Raw genomic sequence first — 22,374 nt, 5'->3', positions numbered from 1 at the left:
GAAGTACCTGAACCGCCGGCGAGGCCGCGCCGGACGCGAGGAGTGCAGGCCTTACAGCGACTTGATCGTGCCCTTCGGGAGAATTGTCGTGACCGACGCCTTCTGCACGGTAATTTCCGTGCCTTCCGAGATTTCGATGCCGACGTAGGCTTCGCCCACCTTCGTCACCTTGCCGACGATACCGCCGTTCGTCACGACTTCATCGCCCTTGGCCATCGCTGCGAGCATGTTGCGATGTTCCTTCTGACGCTTCATTTGCGGGCGAATCATGATGAAGTACAGCACGCCGAACATCAGGATCAGCGGCAGGAAGCTCATCAGGTTCGATTCGACACCACCTGCTGCAGCGCCTTGGGCGAAGGCATTGGAAATGAACGACACGTTGGTCTCTCCGTTATTGGTCAAACAAACGAACAAAAAATCAGCCGATTATTCTACCACCGGCCACACGCACGCCGGCACGGGCGAATCGGCTTTGCGATCAACCGTTTAAAGGTCCGATGCGGGGCAAATTCAGCGGTCGGCGAAAGAAAATTGTAAGTTGTCCGCGTGCGGCATGGGCAGTCTTCAGTGGCATTCGCCTACCGGGCCGTCAGGACGACGGTTCGACGCCGCGCGCGCGGTCTTCGTGGAAGCGCTTGCGGAACGCGTCGAACAGCTTCGCCTCGATCGCATCGCGCATTTCCTGCATCAGTTCGAGGTAGTAGTGCAGGTTGTGGATCGTGTTCAGCTGCGCGCCGAGGATTTCGCCGACGCGATGCAGGTGGTGCAGATAGCCGCGCGTGAAGTTGCGGCAGGTGTAGCAGCCGCATTGCTCGTCGAGCGGGCGCAGCGAGTTCTTGTGCGTCGCGTTGCGGATCTTGAGGTCGCCGAAGCGCGTGAACAGCCAGCCGTTGCGCGCGTTGCGCGTCGGCATCACGCAGTCGAACATGTCGACGCCGGCCGCGACGCCGGCCACCAGGTCTTCCGGCGTGCCGACGCCCATCAGGTAGTGCGGCTTGTTGGCCGGCAGCTTCGGGCCGATATGGTTCAGAACCCTCATCATGTCTTCCTTCGGCTCGCCGACCGACAGACCGCCGATCGCGAGGCCGTGGAAGTTCTTCTCGGCGAGACCGGCGAGCGACTCGTCGCGCAAGTCCTCGAACATGCCGCCCTGCACGATGCCGAAGAGGGCATTCGGATTGCCGAGGCGCTGGAATTCGTCGATCGAGCGCTGGGCCCAGCGCATCGACATGCGCATCGATTCAGCGGCTTCCTTGTGCGAGGTCGGGATGTTGTTGGTCGCGTACGGCGTGCATTCGTCGAACTGCATCACGATGTCCGAGTTCAGCACCTTCTGGATCTGCATCGACACTTCCGGCGACAGGAACAGCCGGTCGCCGTTGATCGGCGACGCGAACGTGACGCCGTCCTCGGTGATCTTGCGCAGATCGCCGAGCGAGAACACCTGGAAGCCGCCCGAGTCGGTCAGGATCGGCTTCTTCCAGCCCATGAAGCCGTGCAGGCCGCCGTGCGCCTCGATCGTTTCGAGGCCGGGGCGCAGCCACAGATGAAACGTATTGCCGAGGATGATCTGCGCGTGCATTTCGTCGAGCTCGCGCGGCTGGACTGCCTTCACCGTGCCGTAGGTGCCGACCGGCATGAAGATCGGCGTCTCCACCACGCCGTGGTTGAGCGTGACGCGGCCGCGGCGCGCGAGGCCGTCGGTGCCGAGCAGTTCGAATTTGAGGCCATTCTCCGGGCGCTCGTGGGCAGGATGCTGCGAGGGATGACCAAGGGTCATGGGGATCACTCCTGTGCTACCGGAAAACAGTCCGGCGCAATCAATGAAAACCGCCACGAAGGATCGCGGCGGCTAGGAAAACTGCCAATACGGTGAAGCAGTGCTGGAACCGGCTCAGGCATCGCGCCGCGTCAGCAGCATCGCGTCACCGTAGCTGAAAAAGCGATAACGCTCGTCGATCGCATGACGATACGCGGCGCGAATCGTCTCGACGCCCGCGAACGCCGACACCAGCATCAGCAGCGTCGACTTCGGCAAATGGAAGTTCGTGACCAGCCGGTCGACCACGCGGAAGCGGTAGCCCGGCGTGATGAAGATGTCGGTTTCCGCGCTCGCCGCGGCGAGCGGATGGCCGGCCGCTTCGGCGTCGCGCGCGGCGGCTTCGAGCGCGCGCATCGACGTGGTGCCGACCGCGATCACGCGGTTGCCGCGCGCTTTGGTCGCAGCGATCCTGTCCGCCAGCTCTTGCGGCAGGTGATACCACTCGCTGTGCATCTTGTGCTCGGCGATGTTTTCGACCCGCACCGGCTGGAATGTGCCAGCGCCGACGTGCAGCGTCAGCGTCGCGCGTTCGATGCCGAAGGCGTCGAGCCTCGCGAGCAGCGCGTCGTCGAAGTGCAGGCCGGCGGTCGGCGCGGCGACCGCGCCCGGGTTCTGCGCGTACACCGTTTGATAGCGGGTTTCGTCGGTCGCGTCGGGATCGTGCTCGATGTACGGCGGCAGCGGCAGACGGCCGTATTGCTCGATCAGCGTCAGGCAGTCGGCGGGGAAATGCAGCGTGTAGAACTGATCGACGCGCTCGCCGACGGTGACGTCGAACGCATCGGCGAGACGGATCGTCGTGCCCGCCTGCGGGCTCTTGCTCGCGCGGATCTGCGCAAGCGCGCTGCGCTCGCCGGTCAGGCGCTCGACCAGCACTTCGATCTTGCCGCCGCTCGCCTTCTGGCCGAAGAAGCGCGCCTTCAGCACTTTGGTATCGTTGAAGACCAGCAGATCGCCGGGCGCGAGGCACTCGGGCAATTCGGTAAAGCGGCGGTCGATCAGGCGCGCGGCGCCGTCGGCGGCGCCCGCGGCGTCCACCTCGAGCAGACGGCTTGCGCTGCGCTCGGGCAGCGCGACTTGCGCGATCAGCTCGGGCGGCAGATCGAAATCGAAATCGGAAAGCGTAAACATGCGAACGACTGGAAGCGGATTGGTACTGATTTGGGACTGAATTGAGCCGAAGCCGGAGCCGGGCGGCTATGATGGCGGGACGCCGAAGCGGCCCGCGCGCGCGTTGAGCCGCATCTTGCCCACGCTGGATGCGCGCAGAGCGGCACGTTTTTTTCGACAGCAGCCGATATTGTACTTGCGAAGCAGCCCATGCCTTTGTCCGACCGCCGATCGTCCGTTGCCACCCTCGAAGCGGGCGCCGCGCCGCGCCGCCGCGGTGCGCGAGCGGAGGCGGGGGAACGGGATGCGGCAGAAGGGCGCGCGCAAGGCGGCATGATCGCCGCAGGCCGTGATGCCGGGCGCGACGGCGACCCGGCCAGCGGCGACAAGCCCGCCGCCAAAACCAGAGCCACCGCGAAGGCCGCCGCCAAACCTGCAGCCAAAGCCCCCGTCAAAACCGCCGACAAGCTCGCCAAACTCGGCCTCACACGCGACATCGACCTCGTGCTGCATCTGCCGATGCGCTACGAAGACGAAACCTCGCTGACGCCGATCGGTCACTTGCTGCCCGGCGGCGTCGCGCAAACCGAAGGCGTGGTGTTCGACAACGAGATCGCCTATCGCCCGCGCCGGCAGCTGCTCGTGAAGCTGCGCGACGCCGACGGCGACGAGCTGGTGCTGCGCTTTCTGAATTTCTACGGCTCGCAGGTCAAGCAGATGGCGCCCGGCGCGCGCCTGCGCGTGCGCGGCGACGTGCGCGGCGGCTTCTTCGGCATGGAGATGGTGCATCCGACCGTGCGCGTCGTCGATGAAGACACGCCGCTGCCGCAGGCACTGACGCCGGTCTATCCGAGCACCGCGGGCGTGTCGCAGGCGTATCTGCGCAAGGCGATCGACAACGCGCTCGCGCGCACCTCGCTGCCGGAGCTGCTGCCCGCGCCGGTCGCACGCGCGTTTCTCGAACCGCTCGGCGTGCCGGCGCTGATGGACGCGGTGCGCACGCTGCATCATCCGGGCGCGCAGTCGGACGAAACGGCGCTGATCGACGGCACGCATCCAGCGTGGGTGCGCATCAAGTTCGAGGAGCTGCTCGCGCAGCAGATGTCGCTCAAGCGCGCGCACGACGAGCGGCGCAACCGCGCCGCGCCGGCGATGCCGCGCCGCAAGCTCGGCGACGAATCCGCACTGGTCGCGCGTCTGCTGAAGGCGCTGCCGTTTTCGCTGACGGCCGCGCAGCAGCGCGTCGGCGGCGAGATCGCGCTCGATCTGACGCAGCCGCATCCGATGCAGCGCCTGTTGCAGGGCGACGTCGGCAGCGGCAAGACGATCGTCGCGGCGCTCGCCGCCGCGCAGGCGATCGACGCCGGCTACCAGGCCGCGCTGATGGCGCCGACCGAAATCCTCGCCGAGCAGCACGCGCGCAAGTTGCGCGGCTGGCTCGAACCTCTCGGCGTGAACGTCGCGTGGCTCGCGGGCAGTCTGAAGACGAAGGAGAAGCGCGCCGCGATCGAAGCGGCCGCGCTCGGCACCGCGCAGCTGGTGATCGGCACGCACGCGATCATCCAGGACGCGGTCGACTTCGCGCGCCTCGGGCTCGTGATCGTCGACGAACAGCATCGCTTCGGCGTCGCGCAACGGCTCGCGCTGCGCGCGAAGGCGCAAGGCGCCGCCGACGGCGCGTCCGACTTCCAGCCGCATCAATTGATGATGTCCGCGACGCCGATTCCGCGCACGCTCGCGATGACCTACTACGCGGACCTCGACGTCTCCACGATCGACGAACTGCCGCCGGGGCGCACCCCGATCCTCACGAAGCTCGTGTCCGACGCGCGCCGCGAAGAGGTGATCGGCCGCGTGCGCGAGGCGGCGCTGACGGGGCGCCAGGTGTACTGGGTGTGTCCGCTGATCGAGGAAAGCGAGACGCTGCAGCTGCAAACCGCGGTCGAGACCTACGAGACGCTCGTGGCCGCGCTGCCCGAGCTGAGGGTCGGCCTCGTGCACGGGCGCCTCGCGCCCGCCGAAAAGGCCACGGTGATGGACGCATTCTCGCGTAACGAGATCCAGCTGCTGGTCGCGACCACGGTGATCGAGGTGGGCGTCGACGTGCCGAACGCGTCGTTGATGGTGATCGAGCACGCGGAGCGCTTCGGTCTCGCGCAGCTGCATCAGCTGCGCGGACGGGTGGGGCGCGGCAGCGCCGCGTCGGTCTGCGTGCTGCTGTACACCGGACCGCTGTCGATGACCGCTCGCGCGCGCCTGCAAACGATGCGCGAAACCACCGACGGCTTCGAGATCGCCCGCCGCGACCTCGAAATCCGCGGACCCGGCGAGTTCCTCGGCGCGCGGCAGTCGGGCGCGGCGATGCTGCGTTTCGCCGACCTGCAAAACGATCAGCACCTGATCGAGCCAGCGCGCGAAGCCGCCGCGACGCTGCTGGACCAGTATCCGGACGTGGTCATTCAGCATCTGACGCGCTGGCTCGGCGCGCGCGAGCAATATCTGAAAGCCTGAGTGCAAACCCTTCGCCACGAACGGAACGGCTAAAAGGTTGGCGAACCGACCCTATAGGTGTATAACTAGAACCTATCGAATCTATCGCACTGATTGATCCCCGAATGACGCTCACCGAATTGAAATACATCGTGGCGGTGGCCCGCGAGCGGCACTTCGGCCGGGCCGCCGAAGCGTGTTTCGTCAGCCAGCCCACGCTGTCCGTCGCCATCAAGAAGCTCGAAGACGAGCTGAACGTGCAGATTTTCGAGCGCGGCACCAGCGAGGTCAGCGTCACGCCGATCGGCGAACAGATCGTCACGCAGGCGCAACGCGTGCTCGAGCAGACGCTCGCGATCAAGGAAATCGCCAAGCAGGGCAAGGACCCGCTGGTCGGTCCGCTGCGGCTCGGCGTGATCTACACGATCGGGCCGTACCTGCTGCCCACCCTCGTCAAGCAGATGATCCAGCGCGTGCCGCAGATGCCGCTGATGCTGCAGGAAAATTACACGCTGAAGCTGATCGAACTGCTCAAGCAGGGCGAAATCGACGTCGCGATCATGGCGCTGCCGTTTCCCGAAACCGGTTTGATGCTGCGTCCGCTGTACGACGAGCCATTCGTCGTCGCGCTGCCGTCCGGTCACGCGTGGGAAGGCCGCTCGAAGATCGACCCTGACGATCTGAAGCAGGAAACCATGCTGCTGCTCGGCAGCGGCCACTGCTTCCGCGATCATGTGCTCGGCGTATGCCCCGAGCTGATGCGCTTTTCGCAGAATGCGGACGGAATCCAGAAGACCTTCGAGGGTTCGTCGCTCGAAACGATTCGTCATATGGTCGCGAGTGGCGTCGGCATTACCGTGCTGCCGCGCATGTCCGTGCACGAGGTCAAGCCGCATGCGGGCGGTATCGACGCGGGCCTGCTCAGCTACGTCGCGTTCGACGAGCCGGTGCCCGATCGCCGCGTCGTGCTGGCGTGGCGCAAGAGCTTCACGCGCATGCCCGCGATCGATGCGATCTGCGAGGCAATCGCCGCCTGCGATCTGCCGGGCGTCAAAAAACTCGATCTGCCCGCTGCCGTCAACTAACGCACGGGTCATCCCGCAGCCGCGCCGGATCACGGCGCGGCCTGCCGCCAAAAAGGGCGCGAGCCCTATCGAATAGATTAAATTAATCAAATACGAATATTCGATAGCTATTGCTATTGTTTCCTCCATGGATCGCCCGATCCTCTTATTCGACAAGGCTCAGCCTCAGACTCCCCATTCGGGGCGTCAGACACGCCAGGAGGAAAACATCATGCAAGCAGTTTCACAGCCCATCCACGCTTTTCCCGCCCAACCGACCGTGACGGACGCCGCGCCGAGTATCCGCGCGGTCGCGATGTCGTTGCTGGTCGACCGGGTGCTGGCCGCCTGACGCACCTACCCATGACGGCGTCCGTCCCGCACCGATGCCGCGCGATTTCCTCTGATCCAATAAAACCACGCAGGAGTGCTCATGTCCGAACGTAGGCTCACCAATGCCGCCGGCGCGCCCGTCGCCGATAACCAGAACTCTATGACCGCCGGCCCGCGCGGCCCGGCGGTGCTGCAGGATGTCTGGCTGCTCGAAAAGCTCGCGCACTTCGATCGCGAAGTGATTCCCGAGCGTCGCGTTCACGCGAAGGGTTCGGGTGCGTTCGGCACGCTGACGGTCACGCACGACATCTCGCGCTACACGAAGGCGAAGGTGTTCGCGCAGGTCGGCAAGGAAACACCGCTTTTCATGCGCTTTTCGACGGTGGCCGGCGAGCGTGGCGCGGCCGATGCCGAGCGAGACGTGCGCGGCTTCTCGATCAAGTTCTACACCGAAGAAGGCAACTGGGACGTGGTCGGCAACAACACACCGGTGTTCTTCATCCGCGATCCGCTGAAGTTTCCGGACTTCATTCATACGCAGAAGCGTGATCCGTACACGAACCTGCGTAACAACGTGGCGGCGTGGGATTTCTGGTCGCGTCATCCGGAGTCGCTGCATCAGGTGACGATTCTGATGAGCGATCGAGGGATTCCGAAGAACTACCGGCAGATGCACGGCTTCGGCTCGCACACGTACTCGTTCATCAACACGAACAACGAGCGTTTCTGGGTCAAGTTCCATTTCAAGTCGCAACAGGGCATCGAGAACTTCACCGACGCCGAAGCCGCGCAGGTGGTCGCCAATGACCGCGAAAGCGCGCAGCGCGATCTGGTGAACAGCATCGACGCGGGCAACTTCCCGAAGTGGCGCTTCGCGATTCAGGTGATGCCCGAAGCGGATGCGGCGAACTACCGCTTCAACCCGTTCGACATCACGAAGGTGTGGTCGCAGAAGGACTATCGGTTGATCGACGTCGGCACGATCGAGCTGAACCGCAACGCGGCGAACTATTTCGCGGACGTCGAGCAGGCGGCGTTCACGCCGGCCAACGTGATACCGGGCATCGGCTTTTCGCCGGACCGTCTGTTGCAGGGCCGTCTGTTCTCGTACGGCGATACGCAGCGTTACCGGCTCGGCATCAATCATCACCAGATTCCGGTGAATGCGCCGCGCGTGCCGAACCCGCATTCGTTCCATCGCGACGGCGCGATGCGTACCGACGGCAACCTCGGCGGCAACGTGAATTACGAGCCGAATCGCTTCAGCGACTTCGCGCAGGACGCGAACGCATCGGAGCCACCGCTCGCGGCGGGCGCGGTCGCGCGTTACGAGCATCGCGAGGACGACGACTACTACACGCAGCCGCGCATGCTGTTCGCGCTGTTCGACGACGCGCAGCGTCAGCGTCTGTTCGGCAATATCGCGCGACATATCGACGGTGTGCCGCAGGACATCGTCGCGCGTCAGATCGAGCATTTCCGCCGCGCCGATCCGGCTTACGCGGAAGGTGTGATCGCGGCGCTCGCCGCGTTGCAGGAACGCAGAAACCGCTAGGCGTCCAGTACGCGGCGCATGGCAAGGCAGTAGCACAGTAATCGACGGCGCAGCGCGTTGCTGCGGCCGTCACGAGACGAACCGGGAGTACGATCATGATTCAGATGATGATGGCAAGCATCGGCGGTTCGACCGCCATGCCGAGCATGCAGGTGCAACGGCAGGTGTTGATGCTGCGCAAGGCGATGGGCGTTGCGATCGTCGCGAGCGGCTTTGCGGTAATCGCCGCGCAGGCGGTGCAGCACGCGCTGGGCGGCTAAGCGCAGTACCGCCGGGATGGCGGCGCAGCAAGGCCTCCGGAGCACGTCTTGAGCGAAGCTTGCGGCATTTCACGCTACACTGTCGAACAGTTTTATTCGTGTTTCCGCAGACCGTCATCTGCCGACCGGTTCGTATCACTCTTCGAAGGAGTCATCATGGCCAAGAAAGAAGCCGCAGCAGCCGTACAGCACGTCAACATCGGGATCAGCGACAAGGATCGCAAGAAGATCGCCGAAGGGTTGTCGCGTTTGCTCGCCGACACCTACACGCTGTACCTGAAGACCCACAACTTCCACTGGAACGTCACGGGTCCGATGTTCAACACGCTGCACCTGATGTTCGAAACGCAGTACAACGAACTGGCGCTCGCGGTCGACTCGATCGCCGAACGCATCCGCGCATTGGGCGTGCATGCGCCGGGCACCTACAAGGATTTCGCGAAGCTGTCGTCGATCCCCGAAGCGGACGGTGTGCCGGCCGCGGAAGACATGATCCGCCAACTGGTCGAAGGCCAGGAAGCGGTGGTGCGCACCGCGCGCGCGATCTTCCCGGCGACGGAAGCCGCCAACGACGAGCCGACCGCCGACCTGCTCACGCAACGCATGCAGACGCACGAAAAGACCGCGTGGATGCTGCGCTCGCTGCTCGCGTGATTCGACGCGGCTAAGCCGGCCGAGTCACGTTCGAATGCAGGTGCGGGCAACACCCGCGCCGTGCCAGAAACGCACAAGCCTCCCTGCACGGGAGGCTTTGTTTTTTGCGCCGCCGCCGCGTGATGCAGGGGCGCGAGCGCGAGGCACTTCGATACGCGGCCAGATGAATTCAGAGCCGCCGTGCGCTTCCCGTAAAATAGGCGCACCGTGTTCGCACTTCACCGAATTCGTCCCATGTTCGCCCGACTTCCCCTGTATCTGCGCCTCGTGCGCATGGACAAGCCGATCGGCAGCCTGCTGCTGCTGTGGCCGACGCTCAACGCACTGTGGATCGCTTCCGGCGGTCATCCGTCGTGGCAATTGCTGGTGATCTTCACGCTCGGCACGGTGCTGATGCGCTCAGCCGGCTGCGCGATCAACGACTACGCGGACCGCGATTTCGACCGCCACGTGAAGCGCACCGAGAACCGGCCGATCACGTCTGGCAAGATCAATGCGTGGGAGGCGGTCGTGCTGGCCACCGTGCTGTCGCTGATCGCTTTTCTGCTGATCCAGCCGCTCAATGCGTTGACCAAGGAGTTGTCGGTGGTCGCGCTGTTCGTCGCCGGCACGTATCCGTTCATGAAGCGCTTCTTCGCGATTCCGCAGGCATATCTGGGCATCGCGTTCGGCTTCGGCATTCCGATGGCGTTCGCCGCGGTGCTGGATCACGTGCCGCTGCTCGCATGGGTGATGCTGGTCGCGAACATCTTCTGGGCCGTTGCGTACGACACCGAATACGCGATGGTGGATCGTGACGACGACATCAAGATCGGCATCCGCACGTCGGCGCTGACTTTCGGTCGCTTCGACGTGGCCGCGGTCATGCTGTGTTACGCGGTGACGCTGGGGATTTACGTCGGCATCGGCCTGACGCTCGGGTTTGGTCTGCTGTACTGGCTCGGCTGGGCGGTCGCGGTGGGTTGCGCGATCTATCACTACACGCTGATCCGCAATCGCGAGCGCATGCCGTGCTTTGCCGCGTTCCGTCACAACAACTGGCTCGGCGGCGCGTTGTTCGCGGGGATTGCCGCGCATTACGCGGTGACCTCGTTTTAATTCGCGCCGCGCTTTTCTGGCTTCAAAACGCTGGTGTTTCTACACGCCGTAGCGCGCGTGCCCTTAATTAGAAAATTAGAAAAGGCAGGCGTGCCACGGCGTGTTAGTTTCCGCTGATTCTTTTCGACGCCGGTTCGCGTTACTGCTCGCCGAACTCGTCGCCCATCTCGCGCGCCCGTGCATCGGCGGCCAGTGCGCCCCGTACGATCGCGTCCTTGATGCCGCTCGCGTCGAACGAGGCGAGCGCTGCCGCGGTCGTGCCGCCCTTCGAGGTCACGCGCTCGCGCAGCACGCTCGGCGGTTCGTCGGAATTGGCCGCGAGTTGCGCGGCGCCCGTGAACGTCGCGACCGCGAGCGCGCGGCCCTGCGCTTCGTCCATACCTAGCTGGCGCGCTGCTTCCTGCAGCGCTTCGATGAAATAGAACACGTAGGCCGGTCCACTGCCCGAGATCGCAGTGACCGCGTCGATCTTCGCTTCGTCGTCGAACCAGACGGTCTCGCCGACCGCGCCGAGCACCTGCGACGCGAGCGCGCGGCCCGCTTCGTCGACGCTGCCGCTCGCGACGAGACCCGTCACGCCCATGCCGATCAGCGCCGGCGTATTCGGCATCACGCGCACGATGCGGCTGTGGCCATTCAGCCAGCGCGACATGTCGCCGATGCGAATGCCCGCGACGATGCTGACGATCAGTTGCGACGCGCGCAGATGCGCCGCCAGCGTCTCGGCGACGCTCTTCAGGATCTGCGGCTTCACCGCGAGCACGACCGCGTCGTAGTCGGCGAGCGTGCCGTCGGCGGCCGCGCCGGTGCGGATGCCGAATTGCTGCTCGTTGCGCTTGCGCGCGTCTTCGTTCGGATCGATCGCGTACAGGTCCGCGGGCGCGGTGCCCCGCTTGATGAGGCCGCCGATCAACGCCGCGGCCATGTTGCCGCCGCCGATAAACGCAATTTTCATGATGGTCCGGATAGCTTCAGATGAGATGCGGTGAGGGCTTCGCGCAGCCAGGTTCGCGCAAGGCCCGTGGAAAAGCTCAGTGCGAGTAATCGCGCGCGCCGAAGATCGCGGTGCCGACGCGCACGATCGTTGCGCCTTCGAGCACGGCTGCTTCGAGATCGGCCGACATGCCCATCGACAACGTATCGAGCTCGAGCCCGTCGTTAGATAAGCGCTCGAACAGCTCGCGCAATATGCGATGCGGCGCGCGCTGTTCTTCGAGATCGCCGCCCGGTTCCGGAATCGACATCAGTCCGCGCAGCTTCAGCTTTGGCAGTGCGGCGATCTGGTGCGCGATGGCGGCCGCCTCGTCGGGCGCAACGCCGCTCTTCGACGCCTCGCCGCTGACGTTGACCTGCAGGCAGACGTTGAGCGGCGGCAGGTTGTCGGGGCGCTGCTCCGACAGCCGCTGTGCGATCTTCAGCCGATCGACCGAATGCACCCAGTCGAAATGCTCGGCAACGGGGCGCGTCTTGTTCGATTGCAGTGGCCCGATGAAATGCCATTCGAGCGATGCGCGCAGATCGGCGAGCGTCTGGATCTTGTCGAGCGCTTCCTGCACGTAGTTCTCGCCGAATGCGCGCTGACCGGCCGCATGAGCGGCGCGTACGGCATCGGCGGGAAACGTCTTGGAGACTGCGAGCAGCATCACAGACTGCGCATCTCGGCCGGCCGCTTGCGCGGCGCGGGCGATGCGCTCATGCACGTCGGCGAGACTCTGAGCGAAGTGATCGGCGAAACGGTGAGGCAGATCGGACATGGAACGAACCGGTGTTCAGCGAAGACGATGCCCCGATTATACGGACAGCATGTGCTCGACCAATTCGATCCAGTGCGCGACCGGCGTCGACGTGCCGCTTTGCAGATGCGCGATGCAACCGACGTTCGCCGACACGATCACCTGCGGCTCCTGCTCCTGCAAACGCTCGAGCTTCTGGTCGCGCAGCGCGTACGACAGGCGCGGCTGCAGCAGCGAGTAGGTGCCGGCCGAGCCGCAGCACAGATGGCTGTCGGTGGGGAGGTGCACTTCGAGGCCGAGCGCGGTGAGCAGTTGCTCGACTTTGCCGCGGATCTGCTGGCCATGCTGCAGCGTGCAGGGCGGATGAAACGCGACCGTGTGCACCGAGCGGCGACGCGTGATCGCGACGAGCCGTTCTTCGAACTCGGGCAGGATTTCGGAGACGTCGCGCGTCAACTCGACGATGCGGCGCGCCTTCTCTGCATACTCGGGATCGAGGCGCAGCAGGTGCGCGTATTCCTTGACCGTCGCACCGCAGCCCGACGCGTTCATTACGATCGCTTCAACGCCCTGTTCGACGTAGGGCCACCATGCGTCAATGTTCGCGCGCACGTCGTCGAGTGCTTCTTCGTTGTAGCCGAGGTGCAGGCGGATCGCGCCGCAGCAGCCGGCTTCGGGCGCGATCAGCGTTTCGATACCGAGCGCGTCGAACACGCGCGCGGTCGCGATGTTGACGTTCGGCATCATCGACGGTTGCACGCAGCCCGCGAGCATCAGCACCTTGCGTTCGTGTGTCGCGCTCGGCCATTCGAGCGGGCGTTGACGCGCAGGGACCTTGTCGCGCAGCTTCTTCGGCAGCAGGCCGCGCACATGCTGGCCCAGCCGCATCGCGGGCGTGAAGATCGCGCTGTTCGGCAGCACGCTCGCGAGCAGCCGCCGCATCAGCCGCTGACTGAGTGGACGCGTGACCTTCTCCTCGGTGAGCTTGCGGCCGATTTCCACGAGCCGCCCGTATTGCACGCCGGACGGGCACGTCGTTTCGCAGTTGCGGCAGGTCAGGCAGCGGTCCAGGTGTACCTGGGTGCTGCGCGTGACCGGCGCGCCTTCGACCATCTGCTTGATCAGATAGATGCGCCCGCGCGGACCGTCGAGCTCGTCGCCGAGCAGTTGATAGGTCGGGCAGGTGGCCGTGCAGAAACCGCAATGCACGCATTTGCGCAGGATGGCGTCCGCTTCGTTGCCATCGGGGGTATTGCGAATGAAGTCCGCGAGGTTGGTTTGCATCGCGTCGCTCAGAAGTCGGGGTAGAGACGGCCGCGGTTGAAGATGCGGGCCGGGTCGAATGCATGTTTGAGGCCGCGATGGATTTTCATCAACGGCGCGGGCAGCGGTGTGAATACGCCGGCGCTGCGGTCGTAGCCGTGGCCGCTGCGAAAAATGGTTGCGTGGCCGCCGGCCTGCTTCGCGCTGATGCGCACGGTCTGCGCGTCGGTGTCGGTGATCCACCAACGCTGGCCGCCGCCCCATTCCATCAGTTGCGCGCCGGGCAGTTGCAGCGGCTCGGTGATCGACGGCAACGCGAGACGCCACAGCGCGGCCTTCGGCGGAATGCTTGCAAAGAACGAGTCGGTCTGTTCGCGCAGGCCGCCCCAGAAGCGCTCGGCTTCGACCGCATCGACGACTTCGCCGCCGAGCCCGGTGCGCGCGGCCTTGACCGCGGCCTCCGCGCCGCCCAGGCGCACCGCGAGCGTGCCGTTGCGCCATGCGCTCGCGGTGATGGGCAGTGGCCGGCCGCCCCATTCGTTGAGCTTGCGTACCGCGTCGGTGCCATTCATGTCGAATTTCAGCGTGGCTTCGGCCTGCGGGCGCGGTAGCACTTTGACCGACAGCTCGAGGATCAGCCCGAGCGTGCCGAGCGAGCCCGCGAGCAGCCGCGACACGTCGTAACCCGCGACGTTCTTGACGACCTGGCCGCCGAAGTGCAGCACCTGGCCCTGGCCGTTCATCACGACCGCGCCGAGCACGAAGTCGCGCGCGGCGCCGACGGCCGGCCGGCGCGGCCCGGAAATGCCCGCGGCGATGCAGCCGCCGAAGGTGGCCTGCGGACCGAAGTGCGGCGGCTCGAACGCCAGCATCTGGTCGTGCTCGGCGAGCGCGGTTTCGATTTCCAGCAGCGGTGTTCCCGCGCGCGCGGTGATCACGAGCTCGGCCGGATCGTACGCGATGATGCCGCGATAAGCGCGCGTGTCGAGGATCTCACCTTCCAGCGTCTGGCCATACCAGTCCTTGGTGCCGCCGCCACGGATGCGCACCGCGCGTCCCTCGGCGCTGGCCGAGCGCACGCGTTCGGACCATACGGCGACGATGTCGTCCTCTTCCATGGTGTCCTGCTCGTTGTGTTTCGTTTGATTGTACCGGGCGGCGGCTCGCTGGCAAGCCGGAGCGCACCCGCATGACGGGGCGCGGCATCGGTCTGAAGGGGCGGCGCAAATCGCCGTGCAGGCCGCGCCCGCATCGGCGCGGGCGCGGCAAACGGTGGCTGCGCGATGCCGACGCCAGCCGCTAGAAGCGCGGCAGCTCGGGATGTGGCAGCAGTCCGCCGCGCACGTGCATCTTGCCGTATTCGGCACAGCGCGCCCGCGTCGGAATGCCCTTGTCGGGATTCAACAGACCGGGCGCGTCGAATGCTCGCTTGACCGCGTGGAACGTGTCGCGCTCCTCGGGCGAGAACTGCACGCACATCGAATTGATCTTCTCGATGCCGACGCCATGCTCGCCCGTCACCGTGCCGCCGAGCTCGACGCAAGCTTCGAGGATGTCGGAACCGAACAACTCGGCGCGATGCCACTCGTCCTGGTCGTTGCCGTTGAACAGGATCAGCGGATGCATATTGCCGTCGCCGGCATGGAACACGTTGATGCAGCGCAGCTGGTAGGTTTTCTCCATCTCCTCGATGCGCGCGAGCAGTGGCCCGATACTTCGGCGCGGCACGGTGCCGTCCATGCAGTAGTAGTCCGGCGAGATGCGGCCGGCGGCCGGGAACGCGTTCTTGCGCCCGGACCAGAAGCGCAGGCGCTCGGCCTCCGTGCGCGAAATCTGGATACGGGTCGCGCCGTGCTCGCGCAGCACCGCGGTCATGCGCACGATCTCGGCCGCGACTTCCTCGGGCGTGCCGTCCGATTCGCAGAGCAGGATCGCCGCCGCGTCGAGGTCGTAGCCCGCGTTGACGAACTCCTCGACCGCGCGCGTGGCGGGCTTGTCCATCATCTCGAGGCCGGCCGGGATGATGCCCGCCGCAATGATGCCGGCAACGGCGTCGCCGCCTTTGACGACATCGTCGAAGCTGGCCATGATGACCTGCGCCGTTTGCGGCTTCGGGATCAGTTTGACGGTGACCTCGGTGACGATCGCGAACATGCCCTCGCTGCCGATCAGCACCGCGAGCAGATCGAGCCCCGGCGCGTCAGGCGCGAGCGAGCCGAACTCGACGATCTCGCCGTCCATCGTCACCGCGCGCACGCGCAGCACGTTGTGCACGGTGAGGCCGTACTTCAGGCAATGCACGCCGCCCGAATTCTCGGACACGTTGCCGCCAATCGTGCAGGCAATTTGCGACGACGGATCCGGCGCGTAGTAGAGGCCATACGGTGCCGCGGCTTCGGAGATCGCGAGGTTGCGCACGCCCGGCTGCACGGTCGCGATGCGCGCATACGGGTCGACCTCGACGATCTTGCGAAAGCGCGCGAGCGACACCACGACGCCGTGCCGAATCGGCATTGCGCCGCCGGACAGCCCGGTGCCCGCGCCGCGCGGCACGATGGGCACATCGAGACGATGGCAGATCTGCACGATGCGCTGCACTTGCGATTCGGTTTCCGGCAACGCGACTGCGAGCGGCAGACGCCGGTACGCGGCGAGGCCGTCGCAGTCGTACGCGACGGTATCTTCCTCGCGATAGAGCAGACAGTGGCTCGGCAACACGGCCATCAGCGCCTGCACGACTTCGCGCTGACGCTGCGCGAGGACTTCGGCCGACAGTTCAGCGGGTGCGTTCATGTGAGTTGTCTCCTCGTGGCTTGCGCCGGTCCGGCTTCCAGGTTCGAGCCGGCTGTTTCGGGCGGCCTGCTTCGCGTCACTTGCGTGTTCCGGCCGGCGGCTTGTCGCGGCCGGCCTTCTCAATGTAGATCAGGCCGCCGCCCAAGCGAAAATCTTGCCCGGGTTCATCAGATTGCGGGGGTCCAGCGCGTGCTTGATGGAGCGCATCGTGTCGACCGCGACGTCGCCATGCTCCTCGAGCAGAAAACCCATTTTGTGCAGACCGACGCCATGCTCGCCGGTGCAGGTGCCGTCCATGCGCAGCGCGCGCTGCACGATGCGATGGTTCAGGCGTTCGGCTTCTTCGAGCTCTTCGGGCTTGTCCGGATCGATCAGGATTGCGACGTGGAAATTGCCGTCGCCGACATGGCCGACGATCGGGCAGGGCAGCGGCGACGCCAACAGATCCTGCTCCGTTTCGACCACACACTCCGCCAGACGCGAGATCGGTACGCAGACGTCGGTAGTCACGGCGCGCGAGCCGGGCTTCAGTTGCAGCATCGCGAAATAGGCGTTGTGACGCGCGTTCCACAGGCGGCTGCGGTCTTCGGGGCGCGTCGCCCATTCGAAGCCTTCGCCGGCATTTTGCGCGGCGATTTCCTGCACGAGTTCGGCCTGTTCCTTGACGCCGGCCTCGGTGCCGTGAAATTCGAAGAACAAGGTGGGCGCTTCGCGCAGCGTCAGATTCGAATGGCGATTGATCGAGCGGATCGCCAGCGAATCGACGAACTCGACACGCGCGATCGGCACGCCGATCTGGATCGTCTCGATGACCGCGCGCACCGCATCGCCCATCGACGGGAACGTGCACACCGCGGCCGACACCGCCTCCGGCTGCGGATAGAGGCGCAGCGTGATTTCGGTAATCACGCCGAGCGTGCCTTCCGAGCCGACGAACAGGCGCGTGAGGTCGTAACCCGCCGACGATTTGCGCGCGCGCGAGCCGGTCTTGATCACGCGGCCATCGGCGAGCACGACCGTCAGGCCGAGCACGTTCTCGCGCATCGTGCCGTAGCGCACGGCGTTGGTACCCGACGCGCGGGTCGCCGACATGCCGCCGATGCTCGCGTCCGCGCCCGGGTCGATCGGGAAGAACAGGCCGGTATCGCGCAGCGCTTCGTTCAGCTGCTTGCGCGAGATACCGGGCTCGACGGTGACGGTCAGGTCTTCGGCGTTGATCGACAACACCCGGTTCATCTCCGACAGATCGATCGACACGCCGCCTTGCACGGCAAGCAGATGTCCTTCGAGCGACGAGCCATTGCCGTACGGAATGATCGGCACGTCGAACTGGCCGCATAGCTTGACGGCGGTTTGCACGTCTTCGCTCGTGCGCGCGAAGACGACGGCGTCAGGCAGTTGTGGATCGAACGGTGATTCGTCGCGGCCGTGGTGCGCACGCACGGCTTCGGCAACCGAGATCCGATCGCCGAAAGCGGCTTTGAGCTGGTTCAGCAATTCGGCGGGAAACGGCCGGCGAAGCGGGGCCGGCGGTACGGGATGGTTCACGCATGTCTCCTGTCGAGCGGAGTTGGCGCTTCAACGCTTACTCCGGTCCGATGAAAGTTTCTTTAGATAACAGCCTGTTTGCAGCAGCCGTTTCATTTTACGCCGTTCGCCCGCCGGACGGCGCTGCGCCGGCTTCCGCTCATATAATGGCGGCGATTTCGCGATGCGTGCAATATGGACAAACGTGGTGGCCGCATCGTCACTGAATACAGGGGAGCATCATGGGCAATCGGCTCAGCAAGATCGCCACTCGCACCGGCGACGACGGCACCACCGGTCTCGGCGACGGCCGCCGTGTGCGCAAGGACAGCGCGCGAATCGCCGCGATCGGTGATGTCGACGAACTCAATTCGAACCTCGGCGTGCTGTTGTGCGAGAACCTGCCCGAAAACGTACGCGCGGCGCTGATCGCGATTCAGCACGATCTGTTCGATCTGGGCGGCGAGCTGTGCATTCCCGGTCACACGATGATCACCGAGCGGCATCTCGCGCAGCTCGACGGCTGGCTCGCCGACTACAACGCCACGCTGCCGCCACTGAAGGAATTCATTCTGCCGGGCGGTTCGCGCGCGGCTGCGCTTGCGCATGTGTGCCGTACAGTTTGCCGCCGAGCGGAGCGCGCGATCGTCGCGCTTGGCGAACACGAGACGCTGAACGCGGCGCCGCGTCAGTACGTGAACCGGCTGTCCGATCTGCTGTTCGTGCTGGCGCGCGTGCTCAATCGCGCGGACGGCGGCACCGACGTGCTGTGGCAGCACGATCGCGGCACGCCTTGAGCGGCGACGCCCATCCGCATATAGATAGGTACTGAGCTTCGCACGAGCCGACGCTCAACCGCTCAACCGACGGCGAGCGTAACCGGCTTGCCGATGCGGCTCAGCATTTCAACGAGCGTGTCGATCGTGAACTTGGTGGTTTTCTTGTTGACGACGTCTGACACGCGCGGACGCGACACCATCAGAATTTCGGCCGCCTCGGCCTGCTTCAGATGATGCTGTTCGATCCACGTGGACAGCTCCGTCATCAATTGTTCCTTGAGCAGCCGCGTATCGTTGATCTGCTTTTGCGACGCCGCGTGAAGGCGCTTCGCTTCCTCGGCCGAAAAACCGAGTTCGAGGAACACGTTCGCGCCGGCTCGCGTTACGTGACGAATGTTGGTGTCGATCGTCATGGCTGGGTGGTCCTGTAATGAGTGATGGCGCGATAGCGCGTTTCGGCAATTTTTCTGTCGCGCGGTCCGAGCTTCTGCGTTTTCTTCTGAAAGCAATGCAGCACGTACAGCGCTTCGGCATATTTGGTCACGTACATCACGCGAAAAATACCGTCCTCGTCTCTGATGCGAATTTCGCGAGTTCCCGCGCCGATAGACTCGAACGGTTTCCAGTCGTCAGGGTCGAGTCCTGACTGGATCTTGTGAAGCTGAAACCCGGCGAGACGACGCGCTTCGTTGGGAAAAGCAAGGCAAATCACGGTAGCTGGAGCCTAACCAGCGAATTTCTTTTTCCTGCTCCATCGCCACCTCATGTACAAAATATTATACGCATTCTCCAGCCCGGTCAAGTCGTGCAAGCAACCAGGCAACGAGCTATGACGATAGCGAGGCGGCCGGCTTAGTACCATTCGTCCGAATGGCCAATAAAAAACCCGGTTCGAAATCGAACCGGGTTTTCTACGGACTACCGACAAGCCCCCGCGATGGCGGCGGGGCAGGCGTTCAGTTGCCGCTGCCGCGCGCGACGCGGCGCTGCTTGACCGCTTCGGCAAGGCCTTCGAGCACGGCGACGCTTTCGTCCCAGCCGATGCATGCATCGGTAATGCTCTGGCCGTACGTGAGCTGGCAGCCTTCCTTCAGATCCTGGCGACCCGCGACGAGGTGCGACTCCACCATCACGCCAACGATGCGCTCGTCACCCGCGGCGATCTGACGGCCGACGTCCGCGCACACCGGAATCTGGTTTTCGTGCTTTTTCGAGCTGTTCGCATGGCTCGCATCGATCATCAGACGCGCGGCGAGACCCGCCTTGCCGATGTCCGCGCAGGCCGCATTGACGCTGTCGGCGTCGTAGTTCGGCGTTTTGCCGCCGCGCAGAATGACGTGGCAGTCCTCATTGCCCGCGGTCGATACGATCGCCGAGTGCCCGCCCTTGGTGACCGACAGGAAGTGGTGCGGCTGCGAAGCGGCCTTGATTGCGTCGACGGCGATCTTCACGTTGCCGTCCGTGCCGTTCTTGAAGCCGACCGGGCACGACAGTCCCGAAGCCAGCTCGCGATGCACCTGCGATTCGGTCGTGCGCGCGCCGATCGCCCCCCACGAGATCAGATCCGCGATGTACTGCGGGCTGATCATGTCGAGGTACTCGGTGCCGGCGGGCAGACCGAGTTCGTTGATCCGCAGCAGCAGCTCGCGCGCGGTGCGCAGACCTTCGTTGATCTTGAAGCTGTTGTCCATGTGCGGGTCGTTGATGAGACCCTTCCACCCCACCGTCGTGCGCGGCTTTTCGAAGTACACGCGCATCACGACTTCGAGTTCGCCGGCGAAGCGCTTGCGCTGCTCGATCAGGCGTCCCGCGTATTCGATGGCGGCCTTCGGATCGTGAATCGAGCACGGGCCGATCACGACGATCAGACGGTCGTCCATGCCGTGCAGAATGCGATGCATCGCGGTGCGCGATTCGTAGATCACGTTGGACACCGTCTCGTCGCAAGCAAACTCGCGGATCAGGTGAGCGGGCGGCGTGAGTTCCTTCAATTCGCGGATGCGGACATCGTCGGTATTGTGCGGGGGCATGTGGTTCTCCTGAATCGGTTCGTAGCGTGTTCGCGTAGGTCAAATAGGTATCGAAAAGCGCGAGGCGAAAAAAAACCGCCAGGCTAGCTGGCGGTTTTTCGGGAATTCTCGGTGTCCTGCGTGTACTAACACCCCTCTCGATCCGCCAGCGGTCTGAGATACCAAAAAAAGTAAAAATAAAACTTGGCGGACATGGCGAAGTGAATGCGTCGCTGGTCAAAAAAGGGTGAGTGACTTTATAACCCGGTACAGGCTCGGGTGACAAGCCGGGGCGTCGAAAAATGCGGAAAACCCGCACGCTTCGCGTTTTGCGTGCGCAAAGCGTGCATTCGCCGAGTAATCAGGCCGTGCCGCCGACCGTCATCTTCTCGATGCGCAGCGTCGGCTGACCGACGCCCACCGGCACGCTCTGGCCTTCCTTGCCGCACACGCCGACGCCCGAATCGAGCTTCATGTCGTTGCCGATCATCGTGACGTACTTCAGCGATTCCGGGCCGCTGCCGATCAGCGTCGCGCCCTTGACCGGATACGTGATCTTGCCGTTCTCGATCATGTACGCCTCGGAGGCCGAGAACACGAACTTGCCGTTCGTGATGTCCACCTGACCGCCGCCGAAGTTCACCGCATACAGGCCGTTCTTCACGGACGCGAGGATTTCCTGCGGGTCCTTGTCGCCGTTGAGCATGTACGTGTTGGTCATGCGCGGCATTGGCAGCGCCGCGTACGATTCGCGCCGCGCGTTGCCGGTGACCGGCATCTTCATCAGGCGCGCGTTCAGCGTGTCCTGGATGTAGCCCTTCAGGATGCCGTCCTCGATCAGCGTCGTGCACTGGGTCGGATTGCCTTCGTCGTCGATATTGAGCGAGCCGCGGCGGTTCGGCAGCGTGCCGTCGTCGACCACGGTGACGCCCTTCGCGGCGACCTGCTCGCCGATGCGTCCCGCGAACGCCGACGAGCCCTTGCGGTTGAAGTCGCCCTCGAGCCCGTGACCGATTGCTTCGTGCAGCAGCACGCCGGGCCAGCCCGGGCCGAGCACGACGGTCATTGCGCCGGCCGGCGCCGGACGCGCGTCGAGATTGACGAGGGCCGCGTGCACCGCATCGTCGACATAGCGCGACAGCACTTCATCGGTGAAATAGCCGTAGTCGAAACGTCCGCCGCCGCCGCCGCTGCCGATTTCGCGGCGGCCGTTCTGCTCGGCGATCACAGTGACCGACACGCGCACGAGCGGCCGGATGTCGGCCGCGAAGCCGCCGTCGCTGCGTGCGACCAGCACCACGTCGTATTCGCCGGCCAAGCCCGCCATCACCTGCTGGATGCGCGGATCGCGGCCGCGCGCCATCTGTTCGATGCGCTCGAGCAGCTTGACCTTCGCGGTGGCGTCGAGCGAATGCAGCGGGTCGGACGGCAGGTACAGATCGCGTCCGGCGATGCCGGTCAGCGACGACGCCACCTTGATCTTCTGCTTGCCGCCGCCCGCCCTGGCGATTGCGCGCGTGGCGATGGCCGCCTGGCGGATCGCTTCGGGCGACAGGTCGTCCGAGTAGGCGAACGCGGTACGGTCGCCCGACACGGCGCGCACGCCGACGCCCTGGTCGATGCTGAAGCTGCCCGATTTCACGATGCCTTCCTCGAGACTCCACGCTTCGCTGCGGGTGGTCTGGAAGTACAGGTCCGCGTAGTCGACGCGGTGCGTGAAGATTTCGGCGAGCGTGCGCGTGAGCAGCGACTCGTCGAGGCCATAGGGAGTGAGGAGGATGTCCTTGGCGGCGGCGAGATTACGGATACCGGGTTCGATGATGTTCATGCGAAGTATGTTCTGCTCGATACGAAGGGGTCGGGGAGCGCCTGCGTCGGTAT

Annotated in this window: 19 protein-coding genes and 1 pseudogene; 7 read left to right on the top strand and 13 right to left on the bottom strand. The window is 64.7% G+C overall.

Features of this window, described 5'->3' with window-relative positions:
• Positions 1-51: 51 nt before the first annotated feature.
• The 3 genes from yajC to queA form a co-directional block, all read right to left on the bottom strand.
• On the bottom strand, positions 52-381 hold the full coding sequence (gene yajC / locus AB3X86_RS01715) for a preprotein translocase subunit YajC (protein WP_176109522.1): 330 nt from the start codon (positions 379-381) through the stop codon (positions 52-54).
• Between the two features lie 211 nt (positions 382-592).
• Complete coding sequence (tgt, locus tag AB3X86_RS01710; RefSeq protein ID WP_176122473.1) at positions 593-1,783, bottom strand: tRNA guanosine(34) transglycosylase Tgt; 1,191 nt, start codon at positions 1,781-1,783, stop codon at positions 593-595.
• A 114-nt stretch (positions 1,784-1,897) separates the two neighbouring features.
• A complete protein-coding gene (queA, locus tag AB3X86_RS01705) occupies positions 1,898-2,956 on the bottom strand; it encodes a tRNA preQ1(34) S-adenosylmethionine ribosyltransferase-isomerase QueA (protein WP_368594696.1) in 1,059 nt (352 codons plus the stop codon).
• 189 nt (positions 2,957-3,145) lie between these two features.
• Here queA and recG point away from each other — a divergent pair, with 189 nt between their 5' ends.
• From recG to ubiA, 6 genes are all read left to right on the top strand, one after another.
• A complete protein-coding gene (gene recG / locus AB3X86_RS01700; protein ID WP_368594695.1) occupies positions 3,146-5,446 on the top strand; it encodes an ATP-dependent DNA helicase RecG in 2,301 nt (766 codons plus the stop codon).
• A 104-nt stretch (positions 5,447-5,550) separates the two neighbouring features.
• Positions 5,551-6,510, top strand: coding sequence for a LysR substrate-binding domain-containing protein (locus tag AB3X86_RS01695; protein ID WP_368594694.1), 960 nt, complete (start codon positions 5,551-5,553; stop codon positions 6,508-6,510).
• 412 nt (positions 6,511-6,922) lie between these two features.
• The gene (locus AB3X86_RS01690; protein ID WP_368594693.1) at positions 6,923-8,377 is read left to right on the top strand and encodes a catalase; all 1,455 of its coding nucleotides are present in this window, start codon (positions 6,923-6,925) and stop codon (positions 8,375-8,377) included.
• 95 nt (positions 8,378-8,472) lie between these two features.
• On the top strand, positions 8,473-8,637 hold the full coding sequence (locus AB3X86_RS01685; RefSeq protein ID WP_368594692.1) for a hypothetical protein: 165 nt from the start codon (positions 8,473-8,475) through the stop codon (positions 8,635-8,637).
• Positions 8,638-8,793: 156 nt separating this feature from the next.
• Entirely contained in the window at positions 8,794-9,291 is a 498-nt protein-coding gene (locus tag AB3X86_RS01680) for a Dps family protein (protein WP_018431894.1), read from the top strand.
• A gap of 234 nt (positions 9,292-9,525) precedes the next feature.
• Entirely contained in the window at positions 9,526-10,389 is an 864-nt protein-coding gene (gene ubiA, locus AB3X86_RS01675) for a 4-hydroxybenzoate octaprenyltransferase (protein ID WP_176109515.1), read from the top strand.
• A gap of 139 nt (positions 10,390-10,528) precedes the next feature.
• Here ubiA and proC read toward each other — a convergent pair whose 3' ends face one another.
• The 6 genes from proC to AB3X86_RS01645 all read right to left on the bottom strand — a co-directional run bounded on the left by proC (position 10,529) and on the right by AB3X86_RS01645 (position 17,726).
• Positions 10,529-11,344, bottom strand: a complete 816-nt coding sequence (gene proC / locus AB3X86_RS01670; protein WP_368594691.1) for a pyrroline-5-carboxylate reductase — start codon at positions 11,342-11,344, stop codon at positions 10,529-10,531.
• A gap of 76 nt (positions 11,345-11,420) precedes the next feature.
• Entirely contained in the window at positions 11,421-12,143 is a 723-nt protein-coding gene (locus AB3X86_RS01665; protein WP_368594690.1) for a YggS family pyridoxal phosphate-dependent enzyme, read from the bottom strand.
• A gap of 36 nt (positions 12,144-12,179) precedes the next feature.
• Positions 12,180-13,406: a glycolate oxidase subunit GlcF gene (gene glcF, locus AB3X86_RS01660; protein WP_368594689.1), complete on the bottom strand. Its 1,227-nt coding sequence runs from the start codon at positions 13,404-13,406 to the stop codon at positions 12,180-12,182.
• Positions 13,407-13,414: 8 nt separating this feature from the next.
• A complete protein-coding gene (gene glcE / locus AB3X86_RS01655; RefSeq protein WP_368594688.1) occupies positions 13,415-14,503 on the bottom strand; it encodes a glycolate oxidase subunit GlcE in 1,089 nt (362 codons plus the stop codon).
• 181 nt (positions 14,504-14,684) lie between these two features.
• Positions 14,685-16,178, bottom strand: a complete 1,494-nt coding sequence (locus AB3X86_RS01650) for an FAD-linked oxidase C-terminal domain-containing protein (RefSeq protein ID WP_368594687.1) — start codon at positions 16,176-16,178, stop codon at positions 14,685-14,687.
• A gap of 129 nt (positions 16,179-16,307) precedes the next feature.
• Positions 16,308-17,726 (bottom strand): FAD-linked oxidase C-terminal domain-containing protein, encoded by a 1,419-nt coding sequence (locus AB3X86_RS01645; protein WP_368594686.1) that lies wholly within the window; start codon positions 17,724-17,726, stop codon positions 16,308-16,310.
• Between the two features lie 221 nt (positions 17,727-17,947).
• Between AB3X86_RS01645 and AB3X86_RS01640 the strand changes: the two genes are divergently transcribed.
• Entirely contained in the window at positions 17,948-18,502 is a 555-nt protein-coding gene (locus AB3X86_RS01640; RefSeq protein WP_368594685.1) for a cob(I)yrinic acid a,c-diamide adenosyltransferase, read from the top strand.
• Positions 18,503-18,564: 62 nt separating this feature from the next.
• Here AB3X86_RS01640 and AB3X86_RS01635 read toward each other — a convergent pair whose 3' ends face one another.
• The 4 genes and pseudogenes from AB3X86_RS01635 to tldD form a co-directional block, all read right to left on the bottom strand.
• Complete coding sequence (locus AB3X86_RS01635) at positions 18,565-18,897, bottom strand: helix-turn-helix domain-containing protein (RefSeq protein ID WP_008923434.1); 333 nt, start codon at positions 18,895-18,897, stop codon at positions 18,565-18,567.
• Positions 18,894-19,239 (bottom strand): annotated as a pseudogene (locus AB3X86_RS01630) (type II toxin-antitoxin system RelE/ParE family toxin). Before AB3X86_RS01630 ends, AB3X86_RS01635 begins: the two are co-directional and overlap by 4 nt.
• A gap of 201 nt (positions 19,240-19,440) precedes the next feature.
• Positions 19,441-20,514, bottom strand: a complete 1,074-nt coding sequence (gene aroG, locus AB3X86_RS01625; protein ID WP_176109507.1) for a 3-deoxy-7-phosphoheptulonate synthase AroG — start codon at positions 20,512-20,514, stop codon at positions 19,441-19,443.
• Positions 20,515-20,854: 340 nt separating this feature from the next.
• Positions 20,855-22,321 carry a metalloprotease TldD gene (gene tldD, locus AB3X86_RS01620; protein ID WP_368594684.1) on the bottom strand — a complete coding sequence of 489 codons (1,467 nt, stop codon included), beginning with the start codon at positions 22,319-22,321 and terminating at the stop codon, positions 20,855-20,857.
• Positions 22,322-22,374: the final 53 nt, after the last annotated feature.

It is taken from the genome of Paraburkholderia sp. BR14374, assembly GCF_040948685.1.
GTDB lineage: Bacteria > Pseudomonadota > Gammaproteobacteria > Burkholderiales > Burkholderiaceae > Paraburkholderia > Paraburkholderia youngii.
This window is presented reverse-complemented; position numbering and strand designations above follow the sequence as displayed.

Bases quoted from the DNA above. Each gene is read 5' to 3' on its own strand.
- tgt (WP_176122473.1), bottom strand. From the start codon at position 1,783: ATGACCCTTGGTCATCCCTCGCAGCATCCTGCCCACGAGCGCCCGGAG.
- queA (WP_368594696.1), bottom strand. From the start codon at position 2,956: ATGTTTACGCTTTCCGATTTCGATTTCGATCTGCCGCCCGAGCTGATC.
- recG (WP_368594695.1), top strand. From the start codon at position 3,146: ATGCCTTTGTCCGACCGCCGATCGTCCGTTGCCACCCTCGAAGCGGGC.
- AB3X86_RS01695 (WP_368594694.1), top strand. From the start codon at position 5,551: ATGACGCTCACCGAATTGAAATACATCGTGGCGGTGGCCCGCGAGCGG.
- AB3X86_RS01690 (WP_368594693.1), top strand. From the start codon at position 6,923: ATGTCCGAACGTAGGCTCACCAATGCCGCCGGCGCGCCCGTCGCCGAT.
- AB3X86_RS01685 (WP_368594692.1), top strand. From the start codon at position 8,473: ATGATTCAGATGATGATGGCAAGCATCGGCGGTTCGACCGCCATGCCG.
- AB3X86_RS01680 (WP_018431894.1), top strand. From the start codon at position 8,794: ATGGCCAAGAAAGAAGCCGCAGCAGCCGTACAGCACGTCAACATCGGG.
- ubiA (WP_176109515.1), top strand. From the start codon at position 9,526: ATGTTCGCCCGACTTCCCCTGTATCTGCGCCTCGTGCGCATGGACAAG.
- proC (WP_368594691.1), bottom strand. From the start codon at position 11,344: ATGAAAATTGCGTTTATCGGCGGCGGCAACATGGCCGCGGCGTTGATC.
- AB3X86_RS01665 (WP_368594690.1), bottom strand. From the start codon at position 12,143: ATGTCCGATCTGCCTCACCGTTTCGCCGATCACTTCGCTCAGAGTCTC.
- glcF (WP_368594689.1), bottom strand. From the start codon at position 13,406: ATGCAAACCAACCTCGCGGACTTCATTCGCAATACCCCCGATGGCAAC.
- glcE (WP_368594688.1), bottom strand. From the start codon at position 14,503: ATGGAAGAGGACGACATCGTCGCCGTATGGTCCGAACGCGTGCGCTCG.
- AB3X86_RS01650 (WP_368594687.1), bottom strand. From the start codon at position 16,178: ATGAACGCACCCGCTGAACTGTCGGCCGAAGTCCTCGCGCAGCGTCAG.
- AB3X86_RS01640 (WP_368594685.1), top strand. From the start codon at position 17,948: ATGGGCAATCGGCTCAGCAAGATCGCCACTCGCACCGGCGACGACGGC.
- AB3X86_RS01635 (WP_008923434.1), bottom strand. From the start codon at position 18,897: ATGACGATCGACACCAACATTCGTCACGTAACGCGAGCCGGCGCGAAC.
- aroG (WP_176109507.1), bottom strand. From the start codon at position 20,514: ATGCCCCCGCACAATACCGACGATGTCCGCATCCGCGAATTGAAGGAA.
- tldD (WP_368594684.1), bottom strand. From the start codon at position 22,321: ATGAACATCATCGAACCCGGTATCCGTAATCTCGCCGCCGCCAAGGAC.